This is a genomic window from Pseudomonas sp. 2848 (assembly GCF_003253945.1).
Lineage (GTDB): Bacteria > Pseudomonadota > Gammaproteobacteria > Pseudomonadales > Pseudomonadaceae > Aquipseudomonas.
In genome coordinates this window covers 588,254-608,791 of the sequence record NZ_QKZD01000001.1, presented here as the reverse complement: position 1 = coordinate 608,791, position 20,538 = coordinate 588,254, and the positions used below count along the sequence as shown (strand labels likewise).

Here is a 20,538-nt window from a genome sequence, read left to right as displayed (position 1 = left end):
AAGAGAGCGGTAATGGTACTGGCGCCATCGGCCTTGCACAAGCGAAGCAGGCGGGCGGAGCATTCCCCTTCGCGCCGCTTTTCGCTACCCTTGATCCTTTGATCGATACAGCGCGGCCCGTCGGGCCGTCGACAGTGCTCCTCGCCTGCGTCCACAGCCGCCCAAACCGGCCGGGGCCCTGCGGGAAAAGGAGGCTTGCCCCCGTCCTGTACCGACCGCTCATCGCTTTAGGAATGCTGCATGTCCACCCCCACCGTTCGCGAACAATTCCTCGTCATCAGCGCCCTGGGCCCCAACCCCATGGAGCTGGCCAACGTCCTCAGCCGCGCGGCCTTCGACAATCGCTGCGCGGTGGTCACCTCGCGCCTGTCGCGCCACGGCGAAACCAGCGCCCTGGTGCTGCAGGTCGGCGGCAGCTGGGATGCCCTGGCCCGCCTCGAGGCCACCCTGCCGGGCCTGGGCAAGAAGCACGGCCTGACGCTGGACGTGGTCCGCAGCGCCGACCAGGAGGTGCGCCCGCAGGCCCTGCCTTACGTGGCCTACGTCAGCGCCGCCTATCGCCCGGACATCATCAACGAGCTGTGCCAGTTCTTCCTCGACCACCGCGTCGAGCTCGAAGCGATGACCTGCGACACCTACCTCGCCCCGCAGACCGGCAGCAGCATGCTCAACGCCCAGTTCACCGTGATCCTGCCGGCCGGCACCCAGATCAGCTGGCTGCGCGACCAGTTCCTCGACTTCGCCGACGCCCTGAACCTGGACGCGCTGATCGAACCGTGGCGCCCACAGAACCCTGTCTAAGGAAGCTCCCATGGCCGTAGCAATCGACCAACCCGTCGCCGATTTCCAGGTCCAGGCCACCAGCGGCCAGAGCGTCAGCCTGGCTGAACTGAAAGGCCAGCAAGTGGTGCTGTACTTCTACCCCAAGGACAGCACTCCGGGCTGCACCACCGAAGGCCAGGGTTTCCGCGACCAACACGCGGCGTTCCAGGCCGCCAACACCGTGGTGTTCGGCGTATCGCGCGACGGCATCAAGTCGCATGAGAACTTCAAGGCCAAGCAGGCCTTTCCCTTCGAGCTGATCAGCGACAAGGACGAGGCCCTGTGCCAGCTGTTCGACGTGATCAAGCTGAAGAAGCTGTATGGCAAGGAATACCTGGGCGTGGACCGCAGCACCTTCCTGATCGACAAGGACGGTGTGCTGCGCCAGGAATGGCGTGGGGTGAAGGTGCCCGGGCATGTGGATGCGGTACTGGCTGCGGCCGAGGCATTGAACAAGGCCTGATACCGGATACCGTGGGAGCGGGCGAGCCTGCCCCCACGAGTAGCCCTAAAGCATCGGCGCCACAGACGTTTCCTGCCTCGGCCAGGCATCCAGTACCGCCTTGAACAGCGTCGCCAGCGGGATCGCGAAGAAGATCCCCCAGAACCCCCACAGCCCGCCGAACAGCAGCACCGCGCAGATGATCGCCACCGGGTGCAGGCTCACCGCCTCGGAGAACAGCAACGGCACTAGCACGTTGCCATCGAGCGCCTGGATGATCGCGTACACCGCCATCAGGTAGATGAACTGGTCGCCCCAGCCCCACTGGAACAGCGCGATCAGGGTCACCGGCACCGTCACCACCACCGCGCCGACATACGGCACCACCACCGACAACCCCACCAGCAGCGCCAGCAAGGCGGCATAGTTGAGCCCCAGGCTGATGAAGGCGATATAGGTGGCAATCCCGCAGATCAGGATCTCGATGCCCTTGCCGCGGATATAGTTGGCGATCTGCCGGTTCATCTCGTCGCCCACCCGGTTGAGCAACGTGCGCTCACGCGGCAGGTAGCCACTGACCCAGCGCCCGATCAGCTCGCGATCCTTGAGGAAGAAGAACACCAGGATCGGCACCAGCACCAGGTAGATCATGGCATTGACCAGCAGCGGCAGGCTCGACAAGGAGAAGGTCAATGCCCATTGGCCGAACTTGCCGATTTCGCCGCGTACCGACTCGATGGCGCGCAGCACTTGCTCATCCGACACCAGGTGCGGGTAGCGCTCGGGCAACAGCAGCAACAGCGACTGCCACTTGCCGAGCATGCCGGGCAGCTCGTTGAACAAGGTGATCAGCTGATGCCAGAGCAGCGGCACCAGCACCAGCATGAACACCGCCAGCGCGCCCATGAACAGCGCGAACACCAGCCAGACAGCCAGCCGTGTGGGTACCCTCAGGCGCTCCAGGGCATTGACCAGCCCCTGCATGAGAAACGCCAGGACCATGCCCGCCAGCACCGGCGCGAGCATGCCGCCCAGGGTCAGCACCACGGTGAAGGCCAGGAACAGCAGGACCGCCAGCACCACTGCCTCCTCGTCGGAGAAGTAGCGCTGCATCCAGTCGCGAAGCACTTTGAACATTGACGATCCTAGGTTCTGTACGAAAAGCCTTGAGACGCAGGTCAGGCAAGGCGAAAACAGCCGAGGAAGCGGAGTGTACTAGAGTACATGAGCATTCCGAGGCTGTTTTCAACGCAGCATGAACAAGTCTCAAGGCTTTTCGTATAGAGCCTAATGAAGGGAATCAGGCCTTGCGCAGCCAGTAGGTGTAGACCCCGGCCTCGGCCGTTTCATGCAGCAGCGTATGACCGGCCAGTTGAGCAAACGTGCGGAAGTCGCGTTGCGAGCCGGCATCGGTGGCGAGCACCTTGAGCACCGCGCCGCTGGCCAGGCGATTGAGCTCCATCTTCGCCTTGAGCAGCGGCAATGGACAGTTGAGACCGCTGGCATCGAGCTCGGCGTCACAAGTCGGGGTGTCACTCATCGGGCAGCGCTCCAGGACCGCATGGGGAAGGCCGCTAGGATACCGCCACTGGTCGGCATCGCGCGACCCGGCTACAGTAAGGCTTTTGACCGACGCGAGCTTCTGCATGAATCTACTGCGCCCCACCCTGTTGACGCTGGCCTGCCTGCTGGCCCTGCCCGGCCACGCCGACGACCTGCCGTCACTGGGCGACGCCAGCTCCGCGATCGTCTCGCCACAACAGGAACACCAGCTCGGCCGCGCCTGGCTGAGCCTGTTGCGCGGCCAGGTGAACCAGCTCAACGACCCGCAGCTCAAGGACTTCGTCGAGACCAGCGTGTACAAGCTGGCCGAGACCAGCCAACTGCAGGACCGGCGCCTGGAGTTCATCCTTATCGACAGCAAGGAACTCAACGCCTTTGCCGCACCCGGTGGCATCGTCGGGGTCAACGGCGGCCTGTTCCTCAATGCCCAGACCGAAGGCGAGTACGCCTCCGTGCTGGCCCACGAACTGGCGCACTTGTCGCAACGCCACTTCGCCCGCGGCGTCGAGGCCCAGCAACGCATGCAACTGCCGATGATGGCGGCCTTGCTGGCCGGTATCGTGCTGGCGGCGGGCGGCGGCGGCGATGCCGGCATTGGCGTGATCGCCGGTACACAGGCCGCGGCAATCCAGGAGCAGCGGCGCTTTTCCCGGCAGAACGAACAGGAAGCCGACCGTTTCGGCATCCTCAACCTGGAAAAGGCCGGCTACGATCCGCGCAACATGCCCAGCATGTTCGAGCGCCTGGCCCGCCAGTACCGCTACGATGCCAAGCCGCCGGAATTCCTGCTGACCCACCCGGTTACCGAATCGCGTATCGCCGACACCCGCAACCGCGCCGAACAGGCGCCCAAGGGCGGCGTGGAAGACAGCCTGCGCTACCAGTTGATCCGCGCCCGCGTGCAGCTCACCTACGAAGGCACGCCGGGCATGGCCGCCAAGCGTTTCCGCGCCCAGCTCGACGAAACCCCGAACATGGATGCCGCCCGCTACGGCCTGGCCCTGGCGCAGATCAAGGGCGGCCAGCTCAACGAGGCGCGGGAGAACCTCAAGCCACTGCTGGCCAAGGCGCCCAACGACATCACCTACAACCTGGCGCAGATCGACTTGGACATCACCAACAACCGCCTGGCCGACGCCCAGCAGCGCGCCCAGCGCATGCAGGCGCTGTACCCGGGCAACTACCCGTTGAAACAGGTGCGCGCCGACCTGCTGGTCAAGCAGAACAAGCCGGCCGAAGCGGAAAAGGTGCTGGATGACCTGATCAAGAACCGCCCGGACGATCCGGACGTGTGGTACGACGTGGCCGAAGTGCGCGGGCTGTCGGGCAACACTATCGGCCTGCACCGCGCGCGCGCCGAATACTTCACCCTGGTCGGCGACTTCGACCAGGCGATCCAGCAGCTCGACTACGCCAAGCGCCGCTCGGGCAGCAACTTCCCGCTGGCTTCGCAGATCGACCAGCGCCAGCGCGAGATCATGGAGCAGCAGCGCATGGTCAAGGAGATGATGGGGCGCTGATACACAGCCAGAAACCATCGCGACCCGACTTGCCCCGCGATGGTTTGTGCAACCGGTCAGGCGTTCCCGGACAACTTCAACCGCGCCGCCTGGGTGAAGTCGAGCATGCGGTTCAACGGCTTGATCGCCTTGGGGATCAGCGCCGGCTCGACGAAGATCTCGTTGCTGCCATTGCGCAGGCAGTCCAGCACCCGCTCCAGGGTGTTCATGGCCATCCACGGGCAGTGCGCGCAGCTGCGGCAGGCCGCGCCGTTGCCAGCGGTCGGCGCCTCGACGAATTCCTTGTCCGGGCACAGCTGCTGCATCTTGTAGAAGATGCCGCGGTCGGTGGCGACGATGAAGGTCTTGTTCGGCAGGGTCTGCGCCGCCTTGATCAGCTGGCTGGTGGAACCTACCGCGTCTGCCAGCTCGATCACCGCTTCCGGCGACTCCGGGTGCACCAGGATCGCGGCGTCCGGGTACAACGCCTTCATGTCGGCCAACTGGCGCGACTTGAACTCTTCATGAACGATGCAGGCGCCATCCCACAGCAGCATGTCGGCACCGGTCTGCTTCTGGATGTAACGACCCAGATGCTGGTCCGGGCCCCAGATGATGGTCTCGCCGTTGTCCATCAGGCTTTCGACGATTTCCAGCGCGCAGCTGGAGGTCACCACCCAGTCGGCCCGGGCTTTAACTGCCGCGGAGGTGTTGGCGTAGACCACCACGGTGCGCTCGGGATGCTGGTCGCAGAAGTCCGAGAACTCCTTGACCGGGCAACCCAGGTCGAGGGAGCAGGTCGCTTCCAGGGTCGGCATCAGCACGCGCTTTTCCGGGGTGAGGATCTTCGCCGTCTCGCCCATGAAGCGCACCCCCGCCACCACCACGGTCTCGGCGGGATGATTCTTGCCGAAGCGCGCCATCTCCAGCGAGTCGGACACGCAGCCGCCGGTTTCCTCGGCCAGGGCCTGGATCACCGGATCGCAATAGTAGTGGGCCACCAGCACGGCGTTCTGCTTCTTCAGCTCGGCAGCGATGGCCGCACGGTATTCGGCCTCCTGCGCGGGCGTCAGCGGGTTGGGCTGCTTGGCATCGAGGTGCGCCTGGACCAACAGGCGTTCGGAAATCTGGGTCATGATCGCTGGACCTGCAGGGCGCTTGAGCGCGTCAGTCGAGTGTATCACCCGGCCCTGGCAGATCGGCTAGCGGTGCCGGACGGCCAGCGTCTCGGCTCCTCTGCGGGCGCGGATTATTATCGGACGCGAAGGCTACAGGCAATCGGAAGGATGCAAAAGGGGTTTTTGCAGCCCTCCGTCGCGGGGCAAGTCGGGTCGCCGCATCGCCGCTCCCACGATGATGAGAGCGGGCATGCCCGAGGGCTCAGCCCTGCGGCTGCAGCGCCGCCAGGTGGCCGCTGATCAGCATGGCGAACTCCTCGACGGTCATCTTCTTGCCGTTGAAGTCGACCATGCCATCGGCATACTGCAGGCTCGATACCACATCGGTGCCCTCTACCGTGGCCATGCCGCTCTGCAGCGCCATCATGCCGAGCATCTCGCCAGCCTGGCTGGACTGCTGGGCAATGGCCTGGGCGTCGGTCTCGCCGTCGAGCAGCGCCTGCAACGTGGCCAGGTCACCGACCATCGGCTTGGAGACACTGAGCTTGGCCTTCAGCTGGGTCAGCAGCTGCTTGCCCAACTGGTCAGGCGGCAGGTCGAACGAGCTGGGGCTGGCGAAGTCCATCGCCAGGTTGAAGTGGCTCTCGCCATTGGCGGTCTTGAACGCCAGCTTTTCCACCGCCACCTGCGGCTTGGCTACCAGCAGCTTGTGCAGGTCGCCCTGGACCTTGGCCTGTTCCTCGGGGGTCATTTCCAGCGACGGGGCCTCGCCCTCGGCCGCCGCCTGCTGCATCTGCGGCAGCTGGGTCTGGTACCACTCCATCAACGCCTGCATGGCCGCGATGTCGATGGACTTCATGGTCAAGACCATTTCCGCGCTGCCGACCTTGCGCCCGCCGTAGCTGATGTCGGCGACCTTGTATTCCAGGCGCCCGGCCAGCTTGTCCTTGGCCTCGCCCTCGGCGTTGTACAGGTTGTTCTGCTGCAGGCCCTTGAGCACCAGCACTTCCTGCTTCGGCCCGAAGGTCACCTGGGTGTCGGCCAGGGCCAGGTCGAAGTTGCCGACATAGACCATGTCGTGAGCGGTTTCGTGGAGCTTGCCGCCGGCCTTGAAGCCGTTGAGCAGGATCTTCACCGGCGCCTGTTGCTCATCGACGAAGTTCAACTCCAGGTGCTCGGCATTGCCGTGGATCTCCACCGCCTTGCCGTCGCGGTCACCGCGCAGTTGCAGCTGCAGGCCGGAGAAGTCCAGGACGTTGCCGCCGTCTTCCTTGAGCGTCACCGGCGCCAGGCGGATATCGCTGTCGACGCTGCCGTTGTAGCCGAGGCTGACCTGGGCGGTGACCGGTGCCTTGTCGCCGGCGGCGGTGAACCAGCCTGCGGTGAAGTCATCCTTGTCCAAAGCACTGTTGCTGGTGGCCATGACCGGCATCAGCTTGAACGCCTTGACCCGCGACCAGGGGAACGGGCCGTGCTCGATCTGGTCGGTCACGCCGACCTGGAAGTTCAGCGCCTCGGCCTCGCCGAGCTGCACATTCTCGGCCTTCAGGCGGTAGTGCGCGGTGCTGGTGAAGAAGTGCTGGTCCAAAGAGACCAGCTCGATGGTCATGCTGCCGCCGTTGCCGACCAGGGCTTTCTTCAGCTCTTCGTTGCCGCGGGCAACGGAGCGCTCCAGCTCCGCGGGCAGTTGCTTGCCGGTGTACCAGGCGCCAGCGGTGGTTGCGACGGCGATGGCGACCGCCAGGCCGGAAAGGATGCCTACTGATTTCTTCATGAATAGAACCGATTGCTGTCCATAGGGAGGGCGATTGGGCGGACCACGGAAACGAGGGCACGCGGGGTGGCAAGAATACCATCGGCGCCCGGTCGGCGCGGTGATGCTTGATGTATTTCGTGCATCGGCGCCCCACCGACCGCACGCTTTTGCCAAAATCAATGTCAATTTTTACGAACATCAAAATCGACTTACGATCCGCTCAATCGGCCAATAACAGTGCATAACGGCCAAAAAAACCGATTCATCTTCCATCCAACTGACTACCTGTCATGTTTAACTTGACACTCAAACGACCATCGTTGTTTATTTCGCGCACCCTGCAGCTCCAACATAAAAGGTGAACAACATGGAGCCCATCCGCTCGACCTTGTCGTGCCCGTCACTCGCCGTGCCCGTTGTTTCGACACAGGAGCAGCGCCCGCATGCAGCCTGACCACAGCGCTTCCGGCGATGCCCAGTTCCGCAAGTCCCTGCGCCTCTGGCACGTGGTGATCATCGGCCTGGCCTACCTCACCCCGATGACCGTGTTCGATACCTTCGGCATCGTCTCCGGCATCACTGCAGGGCATGTGCCCAGCGCCTACATCCTGGCCCTGCTCGGCATCCTGTTCACTGCCGTGAGCTACGGCACGCTGGTGCGGCGCTTCCCGCAGTCGGGCTCGGCGTACACCTACACCCAGCGCGCAATCAACCCGCACGTGGGTTTCCTGGTCGGCTGGTCGTCGCTGCTGGACTACTTGCTGCTGCCCATGGTCAACGCGCTGCTGGCCAAGCTCTACCTGTCGGCAATGTTCCCCGAAGTGCCGGCCTGGGTATGGGTGGCCAGCTTCGTCACCCTGATCAGCCTGATCAACATGCGCAGCATCAACCTGGTGGCGCACTTCAACCTGCTGTTCGTCGCCGTGCAGGTGGCGATCATCTCGGTGTTCATCTACCTGTGCTGGCGCGGCCTGGGCCACGGCGAGGGATTGGGCACCGCCTGGAGCCTGCTGCCGTTCGCCGATGACCAGACCCAGTTCGCCGCGCTGGCCGCGGGCGCGACCATCCTGTGCTTCTCGTTCCTGGGCTTCGATGCAGTGACCTGCCTGTCGGAGGAAACCCGCGACCCGGGCAAGACCATCCCCCGGGCGATCTTCCTGACCGCCCTGATCGGCGGCGTGGTGTTCATCGGGGTGTCGTACTTTATCCAGGCCTACTTCCCGACCATGCAGCGCTTCCACGACCAGGAAGCAGCCCTGCCGGAAATCGCCCTGTACGTCGGCGGCAAGCTGTTCCAGTCGGTGTTCATCGCCTGCACGGTGATCAACACCATCGCCTCGGGCCTGGCCTCGCAGACCAGCGTGTCGCGCCTGCTGTACGTGATGGGCCGCGACAACGTGATCCCGGCCGGGGTGTTCGCCCGCCTGCACCCGCGCTACAAGACCCCGGTGCTGAACATCGCCGTGGTCGGCCTGATTTCGCTGTCGGCGATCTTCTTCGACCTGGTCACCGCCACCTCTGTGATCAACTTCGGCGCGCTGGTGGCGTTCAGCTTCGTCAACCTCTCGGTGATCAACCACTGCTATATCCGTGAGAAACAGAACAAGGGCCTGACGAACAACCTCAAGTATCTGGTGGCGCCGACGATAGGCTTCTGCATCATCGTCTCGCTGTGGCTGGACCTGAACGAACACTCCTTGCTGTTCGGCGGTGTCTGGGCCCTGCTTGGCGTGCTCTACCTGGCCTGGCTGACCAAGGCCTTCAGGGTTGCGCCACCGAACTGCATCGCCGAATGACCCCATCGACGCCCGCCTGACCGCGGGCGTTGTGTTTGCCCGAAAAGGAAAAGCCCATGTCGCCGCGCCGTCTCTCCATCCAATGGAAGATCACCCTGCTCGCCGGCCTGTGCCTGCTGGCCATCGTCGCCCTGCTGGTGGCCACCTCGCTCACCCAGGCCCGGCGCAGCGCCGAGCAGGTGTTCCAGGCCAACACCGAACTGCTCGACCACAGTGCCCGCCTGCGCCTGCAGGCCCACGGCGAAACCCAGGCCTTGCGCATCCAGCGCTACTTCATGGACGCCTACCAGTACGGCAACGGTTTCGCCCGCCTGGTGCAGGCGCTCAAGGCCCGCGGCGGCGCCGACCTGCGCGGTGAACTCAGCCGCGAAGCCCGCGCCGCACTGGCCGGCAATGCCGACCTGATCGGCCTGTACCTGGTGTTCCAGCCCAACGCCCTGGACCAGCAGGACGCGCGCTTCGTCGGCCAGGCCGACAATGGCAGCAACGACAGCGGGCGTTTCTCGCTGTACTGGTCGCAGCCCGGCACTGGCAGCCTCGAAGTGGAGGCCATGCCCGAGTCGATGCTTGCCGACACCAGCATCGGCGCCAACGGTTCGCCCTACAACCGCTGGCTGACCTGCCCGCTGGAAACCGCCAAGGCCTGCGTGCTCGACCCGTACTTCGACGAAGTCAACGGCCACCAGGTACTGATGACCAGCATCGCCCTGCCGCTGCTGGAAAACGGCAAGGTGGTGGGCGTGGTCGGCCTGGACATCGGCCTGGACAACCTGCAGCAACTGAGCCTGGCTGGCCGCCAGGAACTGTTCGACGGCCAGGGCCAGGTCAGCATCGTCAGCCCCGCGGGCCTGCTCGCCGGCCACAGCCAGGATGCCGGCCAGTTGAGCAAGACCGTGCAACAAGCCTTCGGCGCCAGCGCGGCGGCCCTGGCCGCACCACTGCGGGCCGGCCAGGCCGTCGAGCGCCTGGACGAAGGCACCATGCGTATTTCCCGACCCTTTGCGCCAATTCCCGGCGCGGCACCGTGGCAGGTGCTGCTCGAACTGCCCGAGCAGGTACTGCAAGCGCCCGCCGTCACTCTCAACCAACGCCTGGACAGCCAGAACCAGCAGGCCAACCTCGTCAGCCTGCTGATCGGCCTGGGCGCCGCCGTGCTGGGGCTGCTGCTGGTGTGGCTGACCGCCCGCGGCGTGACCCGGCCGATCCTGGCCGTGGCCGCCCGCCTGAAGGACATCGCCAGCGGCGAAGGCGACCTGACACGGCGCCTGGACTATGCCCGCGACGACGAACTGGGCCAGCTCACCGGTTGGTTCAACCGCTTCCTCGACAAGCTGCAACCGGTGATCGCCCAGCTAAAGGGGTCGCTGCAGGAAGCCCGCGGCACTGCCGACCAGTCGGCGCTGATTGCCCGCCAGACCAGCGACGGCATGCAGCAACAGCACCGAGAAATCGAACAGGTGGCCACGGCGGCAAACGAAATGAGCGCCACGGCCCATGACGTTGCCCACAATGCCGCCCAGGCCGCCCAGGCCGCACGCGGTGCCGACCAGGCAACCCGCGATGGCCTGGCGCGGGTGGGCGCCACCCGGGAAGCGATCGCCCAGCTTGCCGGCGGCATGGATGCGGCCATGGATGAAGCCCGCGCCCTGGAAAGCCGTGGCGAACAGATCGGCTCGGTACTTGAAGTGATCCGCGCCATCGCCGAGCAGACCAACCTGCTGGCCCTCAACGCCGCCATCGAAGCGGCCCGCGCCGGCGAAGCCGGGCGGGGCTTTGCGGTGGTCGCCGACGAAGTACGCAACCTGGCGCAGCGCACCCAGGTGTCGGTCGAGGAGATCCGCCAGGTCATCGAAGGCTTGCAGCAAGGCACCCAGGACGTGGTCGAGGCAATGCAGGCCGGTCAGCGCCAGGCCCAGGACAGTGCCGCGCAAATGGAACAGACCTTGCCGGCGCTTCAGCGTATCGGCGAGGCGGTGACGGTGATCACCGACATGAACCTGCAGATCGCCTCGGCCGCCGAGGAACAGAGCGCAGTGGCCGAAGAGGTGAACCGCAACGTGGCGGGCATCCGCGACGTTACCGAATCGCTGTCGGGCCAGGCCGACGAGTCGGCGCACATCAGCCAGGCACTGAACCGGCTGGCCAACCAGCAGCAGGCACTGATGGCGCAGTTCCGGGTTTGAGTCCACCCCTGGATGAAACAGCAACAGCGGACTGCCAGCAGCAGCACGGTCCGCCATGACAAAGGCTGACAGCTCACGACAAGGCTGCCCCCTCCAGCAACCCTTCCGCCTGAAGGGATACGACACTCTCAAACCGATATCTGGCCACCCCAGGTATCGGTTTTTTGTTGCATCAATGATGAATAAATTTCCGCCATATTGTTTCGTACATTTTAAGGAAAATACAAAACGACCATTTACCACTTCACAATGACGTCGATGCATATCAGTAAATATGGGCAATCCAGATGAATGCGTGTGAATATCAACGTTGGCACATGATCAAAACGACGAAATCATGCATTCCAAAACGGAATGAAGTAACAACTAATTGTCGTTTGTTGCGAACACCTTTCAACGCCAATACTGATTTCAATCAATGCAATCGCGACCGCCGCAGCACTGGAGAAGCTGCTGGCCGACCGGCGCCCATCCGCGCCCGTCACCTGCAACAGGAAGTGGTCAGATCACAACAAGAACAACAACTCACCCGAATGCAGATCAAATAGGTTGCCCATGACCCATTCGAACAACAACGGAAGTTTGACTGCCGCAGCCCCGCCTTCCGGACACCTCAAGCGCACCCTCACCAGCCGCCACCTGAACATGATCGCCATCGGCGGCTCCATCGGCACCGGCCTGTTCGTCTCCTCCGGCGCCACCATTGCCCAGTCCGGCCCCGGCGGCGCACTGCTGGCCTTCGCGGTGATTGGCCTGATGGTCTACTTCCTGATGACCAGCCTCGGCGAAATGGCCGCGTGCATGCCGGTCAGCGGCTCGTTCTCCACCTATGCCTCGCGCTACGTCGAAGAAAGCTTCGGCTTCGCCCTGGGCTGGAACTACTGGTACTCCTGGGCAGTGACCATCGCCGTGGACCTGGTGGCCGTACAGATCATCATGCTCTACTGGTTCCCGGACACCCCCGGGGTGATTTGGAGCGCGGCCTTCCTGGCGCTGCTGTTCGCCCTCAATGTCGCCTCGGTGCGCTTCTTCGGCGAGGCAGAGTTCTGGTTCGCCCTGATCAAGGTCATCACCATCATCATTTTCATCGCCGTGGGTGTGCTGATGCTGCTGGGCATCCTCGAAGGCGGCCAGGACGGTGGCGCCCACCTCTGGCAGATCGGCGACGCGCCCATTGCCGGCGGCCTGCCGGCGCTGATCGGCGTGGCGATGATCGTCGGTTTCTCGTTCCAGGGCACCGAGTTCGTGGGCATCGCCGCTGGCGAAACGGAAAACCCGGGACGCAACATTCCCAAGGCCGTGCGCCAGATCTTCTGGCGCATCCTGCTGTTCTACGTACTCACCATTGTCGTGATCGGCCTGCTGATCCCCTACACCGACCCGCGCCTGCTCAAAGACGGCCTGTCGGATGTCACCATCAGTCCGTTCACCCTGATCTTTACCAAGGCTGACATGCTCGCCGCCGCCGCCGTGATGAACGCAGTGATCCTGACCTCGGTGCTGTCCGCCGGCAACTCAGGCATGTATGCCTCGTCGCGCATGCTCTACAGCCTGGCGCTGGAGCGCAAGGCGCCGGCCATCTTCGCCCGGGTGACCCGCAGTGGCACGCCGGTCTGGGCGCTGCTGGCCACCGCCGCGGTCGCGGGTCTGTGCCTGCTGAGCTTCCTGTTCAGCCCCGGCAAGCTCTACCTGTGGCTGCTGAACACCTCCGGCATGCTCGGTTTCATCGCCTGGCTGGGCATAGCCATCAGCCATTACCGCTTCCGCCGCGGCTACCTGCTCAATGGCAATGACCTGGCGAAACTGCCGTATGTGTCGAAATACTTCCCGTTCGGCCCGCTGTTCGCCTTCGGCCTGTGCATGGTGGTCATGCTCGGGCAGAACTACCAGGCGTTCATCGGCGGGCAGATCGACTGGGTCGGTGCCTTCGCCACCTACGTCGGCCTGGTGCTGTTCGTGGTGGTCTGGTTCGGCCACAAGCTGGTCACAGGCTCCAAGGTGGTGCGCTACAGGGAAATGGACTTTTCCAGTATCGAGATTCGCAAAGCCGAACGCAGCAAGGCAGAGCCCACAGGCGATGCGCTCGCGGCCAGCCAGCAACCCGCCTGAACTCTCCATTGGCGGACCCGCCCCGGTCCGCCCACCACTGCTCCGGGACCCTGATGAACAGCACCTTCGACTCCTACTACGAAGCCACCGCCAGCAGAACCTTCTACCCTGCCCAGAGTGGGCGCACCGATACCCGCGTCTGCATCCTCGGTGGTGGTCTGGCCGGCCTGTCGACTGCGATAGGGCTTGCCGAGCGCGGGGTGAGCGATGTGACACTCCTCGAGTCGCAACGCGTCGGCCATGGCGCCTCGGGACGCAACGGCGGCTTCGTCTTCGGCGGTTACAGCCTCGGCAACGCCGAACTGTTGGCGACCCTGGGCGCCAACGAGGCACGCAAGCTGTATCGATTGACACTCGACGCCGTCGAGCTGATCCGCGAACGCGCCCGCCGCTACGCCATCGATTGCGACCTGGTCGACCAGGGTGTGATCCTCGCCAACTGGTTCAACGACCCGTCGCGCCTGGAAAAACCGCGCCAGCTGATGAAGCAGGCCTATGGCGTCGACTGGGAATACATCGCCCGCGGCGAACTGAAGGAACAGCTCAGGACCGAGCGCTACTACGGCGGGTTGCTGGAACGCAACGCATTCCACTTCCACCCGCTCAAGTACGTCTGCGGTATCGCCCAGGCAGCCGCACAGGCCGGGGTGACGATCTACGAACAATCGCCGGTGACCAGTATCGAGAAGAAGGCTGGCGGCTACATCGTGCGCACCGGCCAGGGCGAAGTCCATGCCGAGCAGGTGGTGTTCAGCGCAGGGGGCTATGCCCGCGGCGTCTACGCCCCGATCGAACGCGCCGTGCTGCCGATCGCCACCTACGTGGTGACCACTGCGCCACTGGGCGCACGCCTGCAGGACGCCATCGACTGCCAGTCGGCCATCTACGATACACGCTTCGCCTTCGATTATTACCGCCCGCTGAAAGACACCCGGATCCTCTGGGGCGGACGCATCTCCATTCTCGACCGCGGGCCACAGGCCATCGCCAGGCTGCTCAAGGCCGACCTGGCGAGCGTCTATCCGCAACTCGAGGACGTGGAGCTGGAGTACTCCTGGGGCGGCCTGATGAGCTACGGACGCCACCAGATGGCGCAGATCGGCCAGGACCACAACGGCATCTGGCACGCGGTCGGCTTCGGCGGCCATGGCATGGCCCCGACCACGGTCGCTGGCGAAGTCCTGGCGGATGCCATCGCCCATCGCCTGCCGATCCCGAGCGGTTTCAGTCGGTTCGGCCTCGACCGCACCTTCGGCCTGGCCGGCCTGGTGGCCGCGCAGGCCACCTACACCGCCTACCAGGCACGTGATGCGTTCGATGCACGGCGCCTGAACCGTTGACAGTGGATCAGGCCACTTTCTCGACAGGCATGAAAAAGCCCGCCATGAAGGCGGGCTCTTTCGTACTGCATATGGTGGGTCGTGTAGGATTCGAACCTACGACCAATTGGTTAAAAGCCAACTGCTCTACCAACTGAGCTAACGACCCGTTGGATGGCGCGTATATTACTGATTTCTCAGAGGAAATCAACACTCCATCGCAAATTTTTTCAAAAATACCGGGTGGGATCCTCTACGCCGGCCGCCTTGAAGCCGTCGGCGCGCAAGCGGCAGCTGTCGCACTTGCCGCAGGCACGTCCGTCGTCGTCGGCCTGGTAGCAAGAAACGGTCAGGCTATAGTCCACGCCACGGGCGATGCCCGCCTGGACAATCTGCGCCTTGCTCAGGTTCTGCAGCGGCGCCTGGATGCGGAAGCCCTGCCCTTCCACGCCGGCCTTGGTAGCCAGGTTGGCCATACGCTCGAAGGCCTCGACGAATTCCGGGCGGCAGTCCGGGTAGCCGGAGTAATCCACGGCGTTGACACCAATGAAGATGTCACGGGCTTCGAGCACCTCCGCCCAGCCCAGGGCCAGGGACAGGAACACGGTGTTGCGAGCCGGCACGTAGGTGACCGGAATCCCCTCGCTTGGCGCCTCGGGTACATCGATGCTGCTGTCGGTCAGCGCCGAGCCACCGATGCCATCAAGGTTCAGGCCGATCACCTTGTGCTCGACCACGCCCAGGTCACGAGCCACCCGTGCCGCGGCGTTAAGCTCGGCGCGATGGCGCTGGCCGTAGTCAAAGCTCATGGTGTAGCACTGGTAGCCGTCGGCCTTGGCCATGGCTACCACGGTGGCCGAATCCAGGCCACCGGACAGCAGGATTACCGCGCGTTTGTCAGTCATGTCTTTCTCCTCAACGTCCGGGTTCGTCGTTCCACAGCAGCTTGTGCAGCTGCAGCTGGAAGCGTACGGGCAGGTTGTCGGCGACGATCCAGTCAGCCAGGTCGGTGGCGCTCACCTGATGGTGGCTGGGCGAAAACAGCACTTCACCGGCGCGCTCGGCCAGGTTGTACTGGATCAGCTTGGAAACCGCCCAATCGTAGTCCTCGCGGGAACAGATGACGAACTTGACCTGGTCGTTGCCGGTCAGCAGCTCGATGTTCTCGTAGCGGTTGCGGTGAGACTCCTCGGAGCCTGGGGTCTTGAGATCGACCACGCGGCTGACCCGGGTGTCGACGCCACTGATGTCGAGAGCGCCACTGGTTTCCAGCGACACGTCGTAACCGGCGTCGCACAGGCGTTGCAACAAAGGCAGCGCGTTGGGCTGGGCCAGAGGCTCGCCACCGGTCACGCAGACGTAGCGCGGCTTGAAGCCGGCCACCTGCTCAACAATGGAGTCAAGGGTGCGGACAGTGCCGCCACTGAAGGCATAGGCACTGTCGCAGTACTGGCAGCGCAGGGGGCAACCGGTCAGGCGCACGAAAACCGTGGGCAGCCCGGCCGTTCGCGTTTCACCCTGCAACGAGTAAAACACTTCGGTGATGCGTAATGTGTCTTGCATGATCGCCACGGGCGTGACAGCTAAACAGGCTGTCCGCCTCCGTCAGGCACTGTCGCGGACTCGACAAAGCGTTATCCGCGGCAGCGTGTTTACGAAAAAAGGGCTGTGATTCTAACGAAAAAACCCGCGACAAGCGCGGGTTTCTTCTTCAACGGGTCGTTCAGAGCTTTTGCAGGTCGCGTTGCGCCAGTTGCGCGGCGGAAGTGCCGGGGTACTGGGTGATGACCTGCTGCAGGATGCCCTTGACCTTGTCGGTGTGGCCCATGCGGCGCTCGACATCGGCCAGCTTGTACAGCGAATCCGGCACCTTGCTGTGTTTCGGGTACTTCTGACCGACCTCGGCGAACGCCTGGCTGGCACCTTGCAGGTCGCCCTTGGCCAGGTTGACCTCACCGAGCCAGTACTGGGCATTGCCGGCGTACTGGCTGTTGGGGTACTTACGCAGGAAGGCGTTGAAGGCCTGGCTGGCCTTGTCGAAGTCCTTCTGCTTGATCAGGTCGAAAGCGGCGTCGTAATACAGCTTCTCTTTCGCCGGATCGCCCGGCTCGCTGCTCGCGGCCGGTGGCTGCGCGGCATTGGTGCCGGCGGCCGCACCCGTGGCTGCGCTGTTCGCGCCACCGGTGGAAGAATTGTCTGGAGTCGCGGCAGGCGCGGCACCGCTGCTGATGCGGCGGTCGAGATCCTGGTAGCGCTCGAGGTTTTCCTGCTTCATGCGCGACACATCGTTCTGCAGCTCTTCGATGATGCCTTGCTGGCGGGAAATCTGGTCCTGCATCTGCTGCAGCTGCATGAACAGCTGGCCATTTGCAGAAGCAGGGGCCGAAGCCCCTGCTCCGGCATAGGCGCCGCTCGTGCCATAACCCGCAGGTGGATAGCCACCCGCGTTGTCATCTACTACGGGAACCGCAGCCCACGCCGAAAGGGGCAGGCTGAGTGCGAGGACGGTTACAGCACGACGGCACATACGCATAGGAACTTACTTACGCAGTTCTACGCGACGGTTCTGGGCCCAGGACTGCTCGTCGTTGCCAGTGGCAACTGGACGCTCTTCGCCGTAGGAAACCAGTTCCAGCTGAGCAGGGGAAACGCCCTGCAGAACCAGGTAGCGCTGAACGGCCTTGGCACGACGCTCACCCAGAGCCATGTTGTACTCGCGGGTGCCGCGCTCGTCGGTGTTGCCTTCCAGGACAACGCGGTTGCCGTTGGACTTCAGGTCCTTGGCGTGAACGTCCAGAGCGCGCATGGCTTCTGGCTTCAGGTCCGAGCTGTCGTATTCGAAGTAGAAGGTGGTGATTGCGCGCAGGGCGGCTTCTTCGCTCAGGGAACCGTCAACAGCGCCAGTGTTGGCACCGTAGCCAGCGTTCGGATCAACAGCGCCTTCACCAGCGTTGTCGCCGCCTTTCGAGGAGCAACCTACAGCTACAGCCATGGCCAGAGCCAGCGCAGCGAATTTACCAAACTTCAGCATTTCCATCGTGAAACTCCTAATGAAACCCCAGTGTGTTAAGCAAAACGTGTTACGCCGCAATCAGTTCAGGTAAGGGGACCAGGACGGTTCTCTGACTTCGCCTTGAGCGGTAGGAAGCGGGAGCCTCACGCGGCCGTTAAGCGACACGAGCATCAAGACTCCCCGGCCCTGCTGGCGGGTGGCGTAGATTAGCATGGTGCCGTTTGGCGCAACAGTGGGAGACTCATCAAGACTGGTCTCGGAGAGAATCTTTACACTTCCACGTTGCAGGTCCTGCGCGGCCACCTTGAAGTTGGTGAAACCCTGCTGGCGATGGATCATCACCAGGGTCTTTTCGTCCGCCGACAATTTCGGGTTGGCGTTGTAGTTACCCACGAACGTCACGCGCTCGGCACCACCGCCACCAACCGACTGCTTGTAGATCTGCGGCTTGCCGCCACGGTCGGAGGTGAAGTACAGGGTGTTGCCATCCTTGCCCCAGAACGGCTCGGTATTGATGCCTGGGCCTGCGGTGACACGGGTGATCTGGCGCGAAGCCACGTTCATCACATAGATGTCCGGGTTGCCGTCCTTCGACAGCACGAATGCCAGGCGCGAGCCGTCAGGCGACCAGGCAGGCGCGCCGTTCAGGCCTTCGAAGTTGGTGATCTGCTCGCGGCGACCGGTGTCGATGTGCTGGATGAAGATGCGCGGGCGCTTCTGCTCGAACGAGACATAGGCGATACGCTTGCCATCGGGTGCGAAGCGCGGCGACAGGATCGGCTCACGCGACTGCAGCAGGGTTACTGCGCGGGCACCGTCGTAGTCCGAACGCTGCAGGGTGTAACGGGTGTTGTTGGTGGAGAAACGCTCGGCGGTCACGTACAGCATGCGCGTGGAAAACGCACCCTTGATGCCGGTGAGCTTCTCGAACGACTGGTCGGCGATGTAGTGCGACATGTCACGCAGCTGGTCGACGCCTCCGGCCACGCTACCGGTCAGCACCTGCTGCTCGGTGGCGACGTTGAACAGGGCGTACTGCACCTGCAGGCGACCACCGGCCGGCACGATGCTGCCGACCATGACGTACTGGGCGCCCAGCGCTTTCCAGTCGCGGAAGATCACTTCGCTGGCCTGGCTTGGCTGGCTGATCATGTTCTGCCGCGGGATTGGCGCGTAGTAGCCGGAGTTGCGCAGGTCGTTGCCGATGATATCGGCCATGTCTTCCGGCAGCACGCTGCCGCCCTGGACACCGAACGGCACTACCGCAATGGGAGTTGCCCGGTCGCTACCGCTGGTGACCAGGATGTTCTTTTCCTCTGCCATCGCCATGCCTGCCACGCAGCAGAGCAAGACCAGGAGTCCTCTCAGACGTTTAATCACAACGCTAGATCCTCAGGTGTAAATGTCATCTTGAATGAACGATACGGATTGAACTCGTTCGGCTTCAAGCCCTGCATTTCGGTCAACCGACCAATGTTCTTCACCGCGGCCACGGCCGAGCTGTCGAACGGACCGTCGCCACTGGACTTGGCCACACTCACGTTGGTGAGGGTGCCGTCCGGCAGCATGTTGATCTGCAGAACTACCGTCATGCCCTTGCGCGCGGATGGCGGACGCGCCCAACCTTCGGCCGCGCGCATGCGGATCAGGTCGTCGAAGTCGCCGGCCACCTGGTCACCCTGCTCGTCGGCCAGCGCCTGCTGCCGTTCGGTGGTGTCGGACAACAGCTCGGCGAGTGCCTGGGCCTTCTTGTCTTCCGCCGCCTTGCGGGCCGCTTCCTGTGCCTTTTTCTTCTGGGCGTCTGCCGCAGCCTTTTTCTTGGCCTCTTCAGCTGCCTTCTTCTTCGCGTCCTCGGCCGCCGCTTTCTTCTTGGCGTCCTCGGCTGCTTTTTTCTTCGCGTCTTCGGCGGCTTTCTTCTTCGCCTCTTCCGCAGCCTGTTTCTTGGCTTCTTCCTCGGCCTTCTTCTTCGCTTCTTCCTCAGCCTTCTTCTTGGCGATGTCGGCCTGCTGCTTCTCGGCAGCCTTCTTCGCTTCCTCGGCTTTCTTGGCCTCGGCGGCTTTCTTCTGCTCGGCGGCCTTGGCGGCGTCTTCGGCTTTCTTCGCCTCGGCGGCTTCGCGAGCCTCCTCGGCCTTTTGAGCGGCGTCGGCTTTCTTTTGTTCCGCGGCCTTCACGGCCTCCTGCTCGACCTTCTTCTGCTCCAGCTGTTCGACCTCGGTCTGGCGCGAAGCGGTCTTCTTGGCCTCCCCGGCAATCTTCTGATTGGTCTGGGTGGTCGCCTGGCTCTTGGACTTGAGCTGGTACAGCGTGGCCTGGACGATAGGCTTGGAAGGCGGCAGCTCGGGCGTCATGGCGAAGCTGACGAACAGCATGCCGAACACCAGCACGTGCAGCGCAATGGCCCAGACACTGGGCCAGAAGTAGCTTTCCGAGGCGGATGGCTCTCGCTGTTGCATCAGGGCGCCTCGGTAATCAGGCCAACGTTACCGACACCGGCCTTCTGCAACCCGCCCATGGCGCCCATCACCGCACCGTAGTCGACAGCCTTGTCGCCACGGATGAAGACCTGGGTCTGCTTGCCCTGGTCACGGCCGGCGGCGATGATCTTGGTCACCGCGCTGGTCATTTCCGGCAAGGTCATGGCCTTGTCCATCTGCTTGTCGGTGTCGACTTCGCTGCCGAGATTCCAATAGTAGGTCTTGTCGGCCTTGATCGAGATGGTCAGGACCTGGACGTTGTTGTCCTGCGGCAGGGCTTCGCTGGAAACCTTGGGCAGGTCCACCTTCACGCCCTGGTTGAGCATCGGGGCGGTCACCATGAAGATAACCAGTAGCACCAGCATCACGTCGATGTAGGGCACCACGTTCATCTCGGCGACCGGCTTGCGTTTGTGGCGAACTCGGGCCATGGGTTTCTACCTG

Annotated in this window: 18 protein-coding genes, 1 tRNA gene and 1 pseudogene; 8 read left to right on the top strand and 12 right to left on the bottom strand. The window is 63.5% G+C overall.

Annotated elements, in window-relative coordinates; translation table 11 throughout:
* Positions 1-240: 240 nt before the first annotated feature.
* Both DFS21_RS02855 and DFS21_RS02850 read left to right on the top strand, forming a co-directional pair.
* Positions 241-801, top strand: a complete 561-nt coding sequence (locus DFS21_RS02855) for a glycine cleavage system protein R (protein ID WP_038705592.1) — start codon at positions 241-243, stop codon at positions 799-801.
* A 10-nt stretch (positions 802-811) separates the two neighbouring features.
* Positions 812-1,285, top strand: coding sequence for a peroxiredoxin (locus tag DFS21_RS02850; RefSeq protein ID WP_102681687.1), 474 nt, complete (start codon positions 812-814; stop codon positions 1,283-1,285).
* A gap of 45 nt (positions 1,286-1,330) precedes the next feature.
* Here DFS21_RS02850 and DFS21_RS02845 read toward each other — a convergent pair whose 3' ends face one another.
* Together DFS21_RS02845 and DFS21_RS02840 are read right to left on the bottom strand one after the other, a co-directional pair.
* Positions 1,331-2,401, bottom strand: coding sequence for an AI-2E family transporter (locus DFS21_RS02845; protein WP_102681686.1), 1,071 nt, complete (start codon positions 2,399-2,401; stop codon positions 1,331-1,333).
* A 163-nt stretch (positions 2,402-2,564) separates the two neighbouring features.
* Positions 2,565-2,804, bottom strand: a complete 240-nt coding sequence (locus DFS21_RS02840) for a sulfurtransferase TusA family protein (RefSeq protein ID WP_023630920.1) — start codon at positions 2,802-2,804, stop codon at positions 2,565-2,567.
* A gap of 106 nt (positions 2,805-2,910) precedes the next feature.
* On the opposite strand from DFS21_RS02840, the gene DFS21_RS02835 reads away from it, so the two are divergent.
* Positions 2,911-4,347, top strand: coding sequence for a M48 family metalloprotease (locus tag DFS21_RS02835; RefSeq protein WP_110697880.1), 1,437 nt, complete (start codon positions 2,911-2,913; stop codon positions 4,345-4,347).
* 56 nt (positions 4,348-4,403) lie between these two features.
* On the opposite strand, the gene nadA is transcribed toward DFS21_RS02835, so the two are convergent.
* Positions 4,404-5,462: a quinolinate synthase NadA gene (gene nadA, locus DFS21_RS02830; protein WP_102681685.1), complete on the bottom strand. Its 1,059-nt coding sequence runs from the start codon at positions 5,460-5,462 to the stop codon at positions 4,404-4,406.
* Positions 5,463-5,706: 244 nt separating this feature from the next.
* Positions 5,707-7,218, bottom strand: coding sequence for a YdgA family protein (locus DFS21_RS02825; protein ID WP_110697878.1), 1,512 nt, complete (start codon positions 7,216-7,218; stop codon positions 5,707-5,709).
* 425 nt (positions 7,219-7,643) lie between these two features.
* On the opposite strand from DFS21_RS02825, the gene DFS21_RS02820 reads away from it, so the two are divergent.
* The 5 genes and pseudogenes from DFS21_RS02820 (at position 7,644) to DFS21_RS02805 (ending at position 14,628) form a co-directional block, all read left to right on the top strand.
* On the top strand, positions 7,644-8,996 hold the full coding sequence (locus tag DFS21_RS02820; RefSeq protein ID WP_110697876.1) for an APC family permease: 1,353 nt from the start codon (positions 7,644-7,646) through the stop codon (positions 8,994-8,996).
* A gap of 56 nt (positions 8,997-9,052) precedes the next feature.
* Positions 9,053-10,321, top strand: a pseudogene (locus tag DFS21_RS27185) (HAMP domain-containing protein); the annotation flags it as partial.
* Between the two features lie 102 nt (positions 10,322-10,423).
* Positions 10,424-11,179 (top strand): methyl-accepting chemotaxis protein, encoded by a 756-nt coding sequence (locus DFS21_RS27180; protein WP_371926761.1) that lies wholly within the window; start codon positions 10,424-10,426, stop codon positions 11,177-11,179.
* A gap of 555 nt (positions 11,180-11,734) precedes the next feature.
* Entirely contained in the window at positions 11,735-13,288 is a 1,554-nt protein-coding gene (locus DFS21_RS02810) for an amino acid permease (protein ID WP_111531773.1), read from the top strand.
* A 53-nt stretch (positions 13,289-13,341) separates the two neighbouring features.
* Positions 13,342-14,628: an FAD-binding oxidoreductase gene (locus DFS21_RS02805; RefSeq protein WP_111531772.1), complete on the top strand. Its 1,287-nt coding sequence runs from the start codon at positions 13,342-13,344 to the stop codon at positions 14,626-14,628.
* A gap of 72 nt (positions 14,629-14,700) precedes the next feature.
* Here the strand turns inward: DFS21_RS02805 and DFS21_RS02800 are convergent.
* From DFS21_RS02800 to tolR, 8 genes are all read right to left on the bottom strand, one after another.
* Positions 14,701-14,776, bottom strand: a tRNA-Lys gene (locus tag DFS21_RS02800).
* A 61-nt stretch (positions 14,777-14,837) separates the two neighbouring features.
* On the bottom strand, positions 14,838-15,512 hold the full coding sequence (queC, locus tag DFS21_RS02795; protein WP_050704481.1) for a 7-cyano-7-deazaguanine synthase QueC: 675 nt from the start codon (positions 15,510-15,512) through the stop codon (positions 14,838-14,840).
* A gap of 10 nt (positions 15,513-15,522) precedes the next feature.
* Positions 15,523-16,170: a 7-carboxy-7-deazaguanine synthase QueE gene (gene queE, locus DFS21_RS02790; RefSeq protein WP_110698202.1), complete on the bottom strand. Its 648-nt coding sequence runs from the start codon at positions 16,168-16,170 to the stop codon at positions 15,523-15,525.
* A gap of 160 nt (positions 16,171-16,330) precedes the next feature.
* Positions 16,331-17,140 carry a tol-pal system protein YbgF gene (ybgF, locus tag DFS21_RS02785; protein WP_110697868.1) on the bottom strand — a complete coding sequence of 270 codons (810 nt, stop codon included), beginning with the start codon at positions 17,138-17,140 and terminating at the stop codon, positions 16,331-16,333.
* 6 nt (positions 17,141-17,146) lie between these two features.
* Positions 17,147-17,644, bottom strand: a complete 498-nt coding sequence (gene pal / locus DFS21_RS02780) for a peptidoglycan-associated lipoprotein Pal (protein WP_008090230.1) — start codon at positions 17,642-17,644, stop codon at positions 17,147-17,149.
* A 54-nt stretch (positions 17,645-17,698) separates the two neighbouring features.
* Positions 17,699-18,949: a Tol-Pal system beta propeller repeat protein TolB gene (tolB, locus tag DFS21_RS02775; RefSeq protein ID WP_046856761.1), complete on the bottom strand. Its 1,251-nt coding sequence runs from the start codon at positions 18,947-18,949 to the stop codon at positions 17,699-17,701.
* A gap of 47 nt (positions 18,950-18,996) precedes the next feature.
* Positions 18,997-20,073, bottom strand: coding sequence for a cell envelope integrity protein TolA (gene tolA / locus DFS21_RS02770; protein WP_110697866.1), 1,077 nt, complete (start codon positions 20,071-20,073; stop codon positions 18,997-18,999).
* Complete coding sequence (tolR, locus tag DFS21_RS02765; protein ID WP_023628694.1) at positions 20,073-20,525, bottom strand: protein TolR; 453 nt, start codon at positions 20,523-20,525, stop codon at positions 20,073-20,075. The genes tolA and tolR overlap by 1 nt, the downstream gene beginning before the upstream one ends.
* Positions 20,526-20,538: the final 13 nt, after the last annotated feature.

Bases quoted from the DNA above. Each gene is read 5' to 3' on its own strand.
- DFS21_RS02855 (WP_038705592.1), top strand. From the start codon at position 241: ATGTCCACCCCCACCGTTCGCGAACAATTCCTCGTCATCAGCGCCCTG.
- DFS21_RS02850 (WP_102681687.1), top strand. From the start codon at position 812: ATGGCCGTAGCAATCGACCAACCCGTCGCCGATTTCCAGGTCCAGGCC.
- DFS21_RS02845 (WP_102681686.1), bottom strand. From the start codon at position 2,401: ATGTTCAAAGTGCTTCGCGACTGGATGCAGCGCTACTTCTCCGACGAG.
- DFS21_RS02840 (WP_023630920.1), bottom strand. From the start codon at position 2,804: ATGAGTGACACCCCGACTTGTGACGCCGAGCTCGATGCCAGCGGTCTC.
- DFS21_RS02835 (WP_110697880.1), top strand. From the start codon at position 2,911: ATGAATCTACTGCGCCCCACCCTGTTGACGCTGGCCTGCCTGCTGGCC.
- nadA (WP_102681685.1), bottom strand. From the start codon at position 5,462: ATGACCCAGATTTCCGAACGCCTGTTGGTCCAGGCGCACCTCGATGCC.
- DFS21_RS02825 (WP_110697878.1), bottom strand. From the start codon at position 7,218: ATGAAGAAATCAGTAGGCATCCTTTCCGGCCTGGCGGTCGCCATCGCC.
- DFS21_RS02820 (WP_110697876.1), top strand. From the start codon at position 7,644: ATGCAGCCTGACCACAGCGCTTCCGGCGATGCCCAGTTCCGCAAGTCC.
- DFS21_RS27180 (WP_371926761.1), top strand. From the start codon at position 10,424: ATGCAGCAACAGCACCGAGAAATCGAACAGGTGGCCACGGCGGCAAAC.
- DFS21_RS02810 (WP_111531773.1), top strand. From the start codon at position 11,735: ATGACCCATTCGAACAACAACGGAAGTTTGACTGCCGCAGCCCCGCCT.
- DFS21_RS02805 (WP_111531772.1), top strand. From the start codon at position 13,342: ATGAACAGCACCTTCGACTCCTACTACGAAGCCACCGCCAGCAGAACC.
- queC (WP_050704481.1), bottom strand. From the start codon at position 15,512: ATGACTGACAAACGCGCGGTAATCCTGCTGTCCGGTGGCCTGGATTCG.
- queE (WP_110698202.1), bottom strand. From the start codon at position 16,170: ATGCAAGACACATTACGCATCACCGAAGTGTTTTACTCGTTGCAGGGT.
- ybgF (WP_110697868.1), bottom strand. From the start codon at position 17,140: ATGCGTATGTGCCGTCGTGCTGTAACCGTCCTCGCACTCAGCCTGCCC.
- pal (WP_008090230.1), bottom strand. From the start codon at position 17,644: ATGGAAATGCTGAAGTTTGGTAAATTCGCTGCGCTGGCTCTGGCCATG.
- tolB (WP_046856761.1), bottom strand. From the start codon at position 18,949: ATGGCGATGGCAGAGGAAAAGAACATCCTGGTCACCAGCGGTAGCGAC.
- tolA (WP_110697866.1), bottom strand. From the start codon at position 20,073: ATGCAACAGCGAGAGCCATCCGCCTCGGAAAGCTACTTCTGGCCCAGT.
- tolR (WP_023628694.1), bottom strand. From the start codon at position 20,525: ATGGCCCGAGTTCGCCACAAACGCAAGCCGGTCGCCGAGATGAACGTG.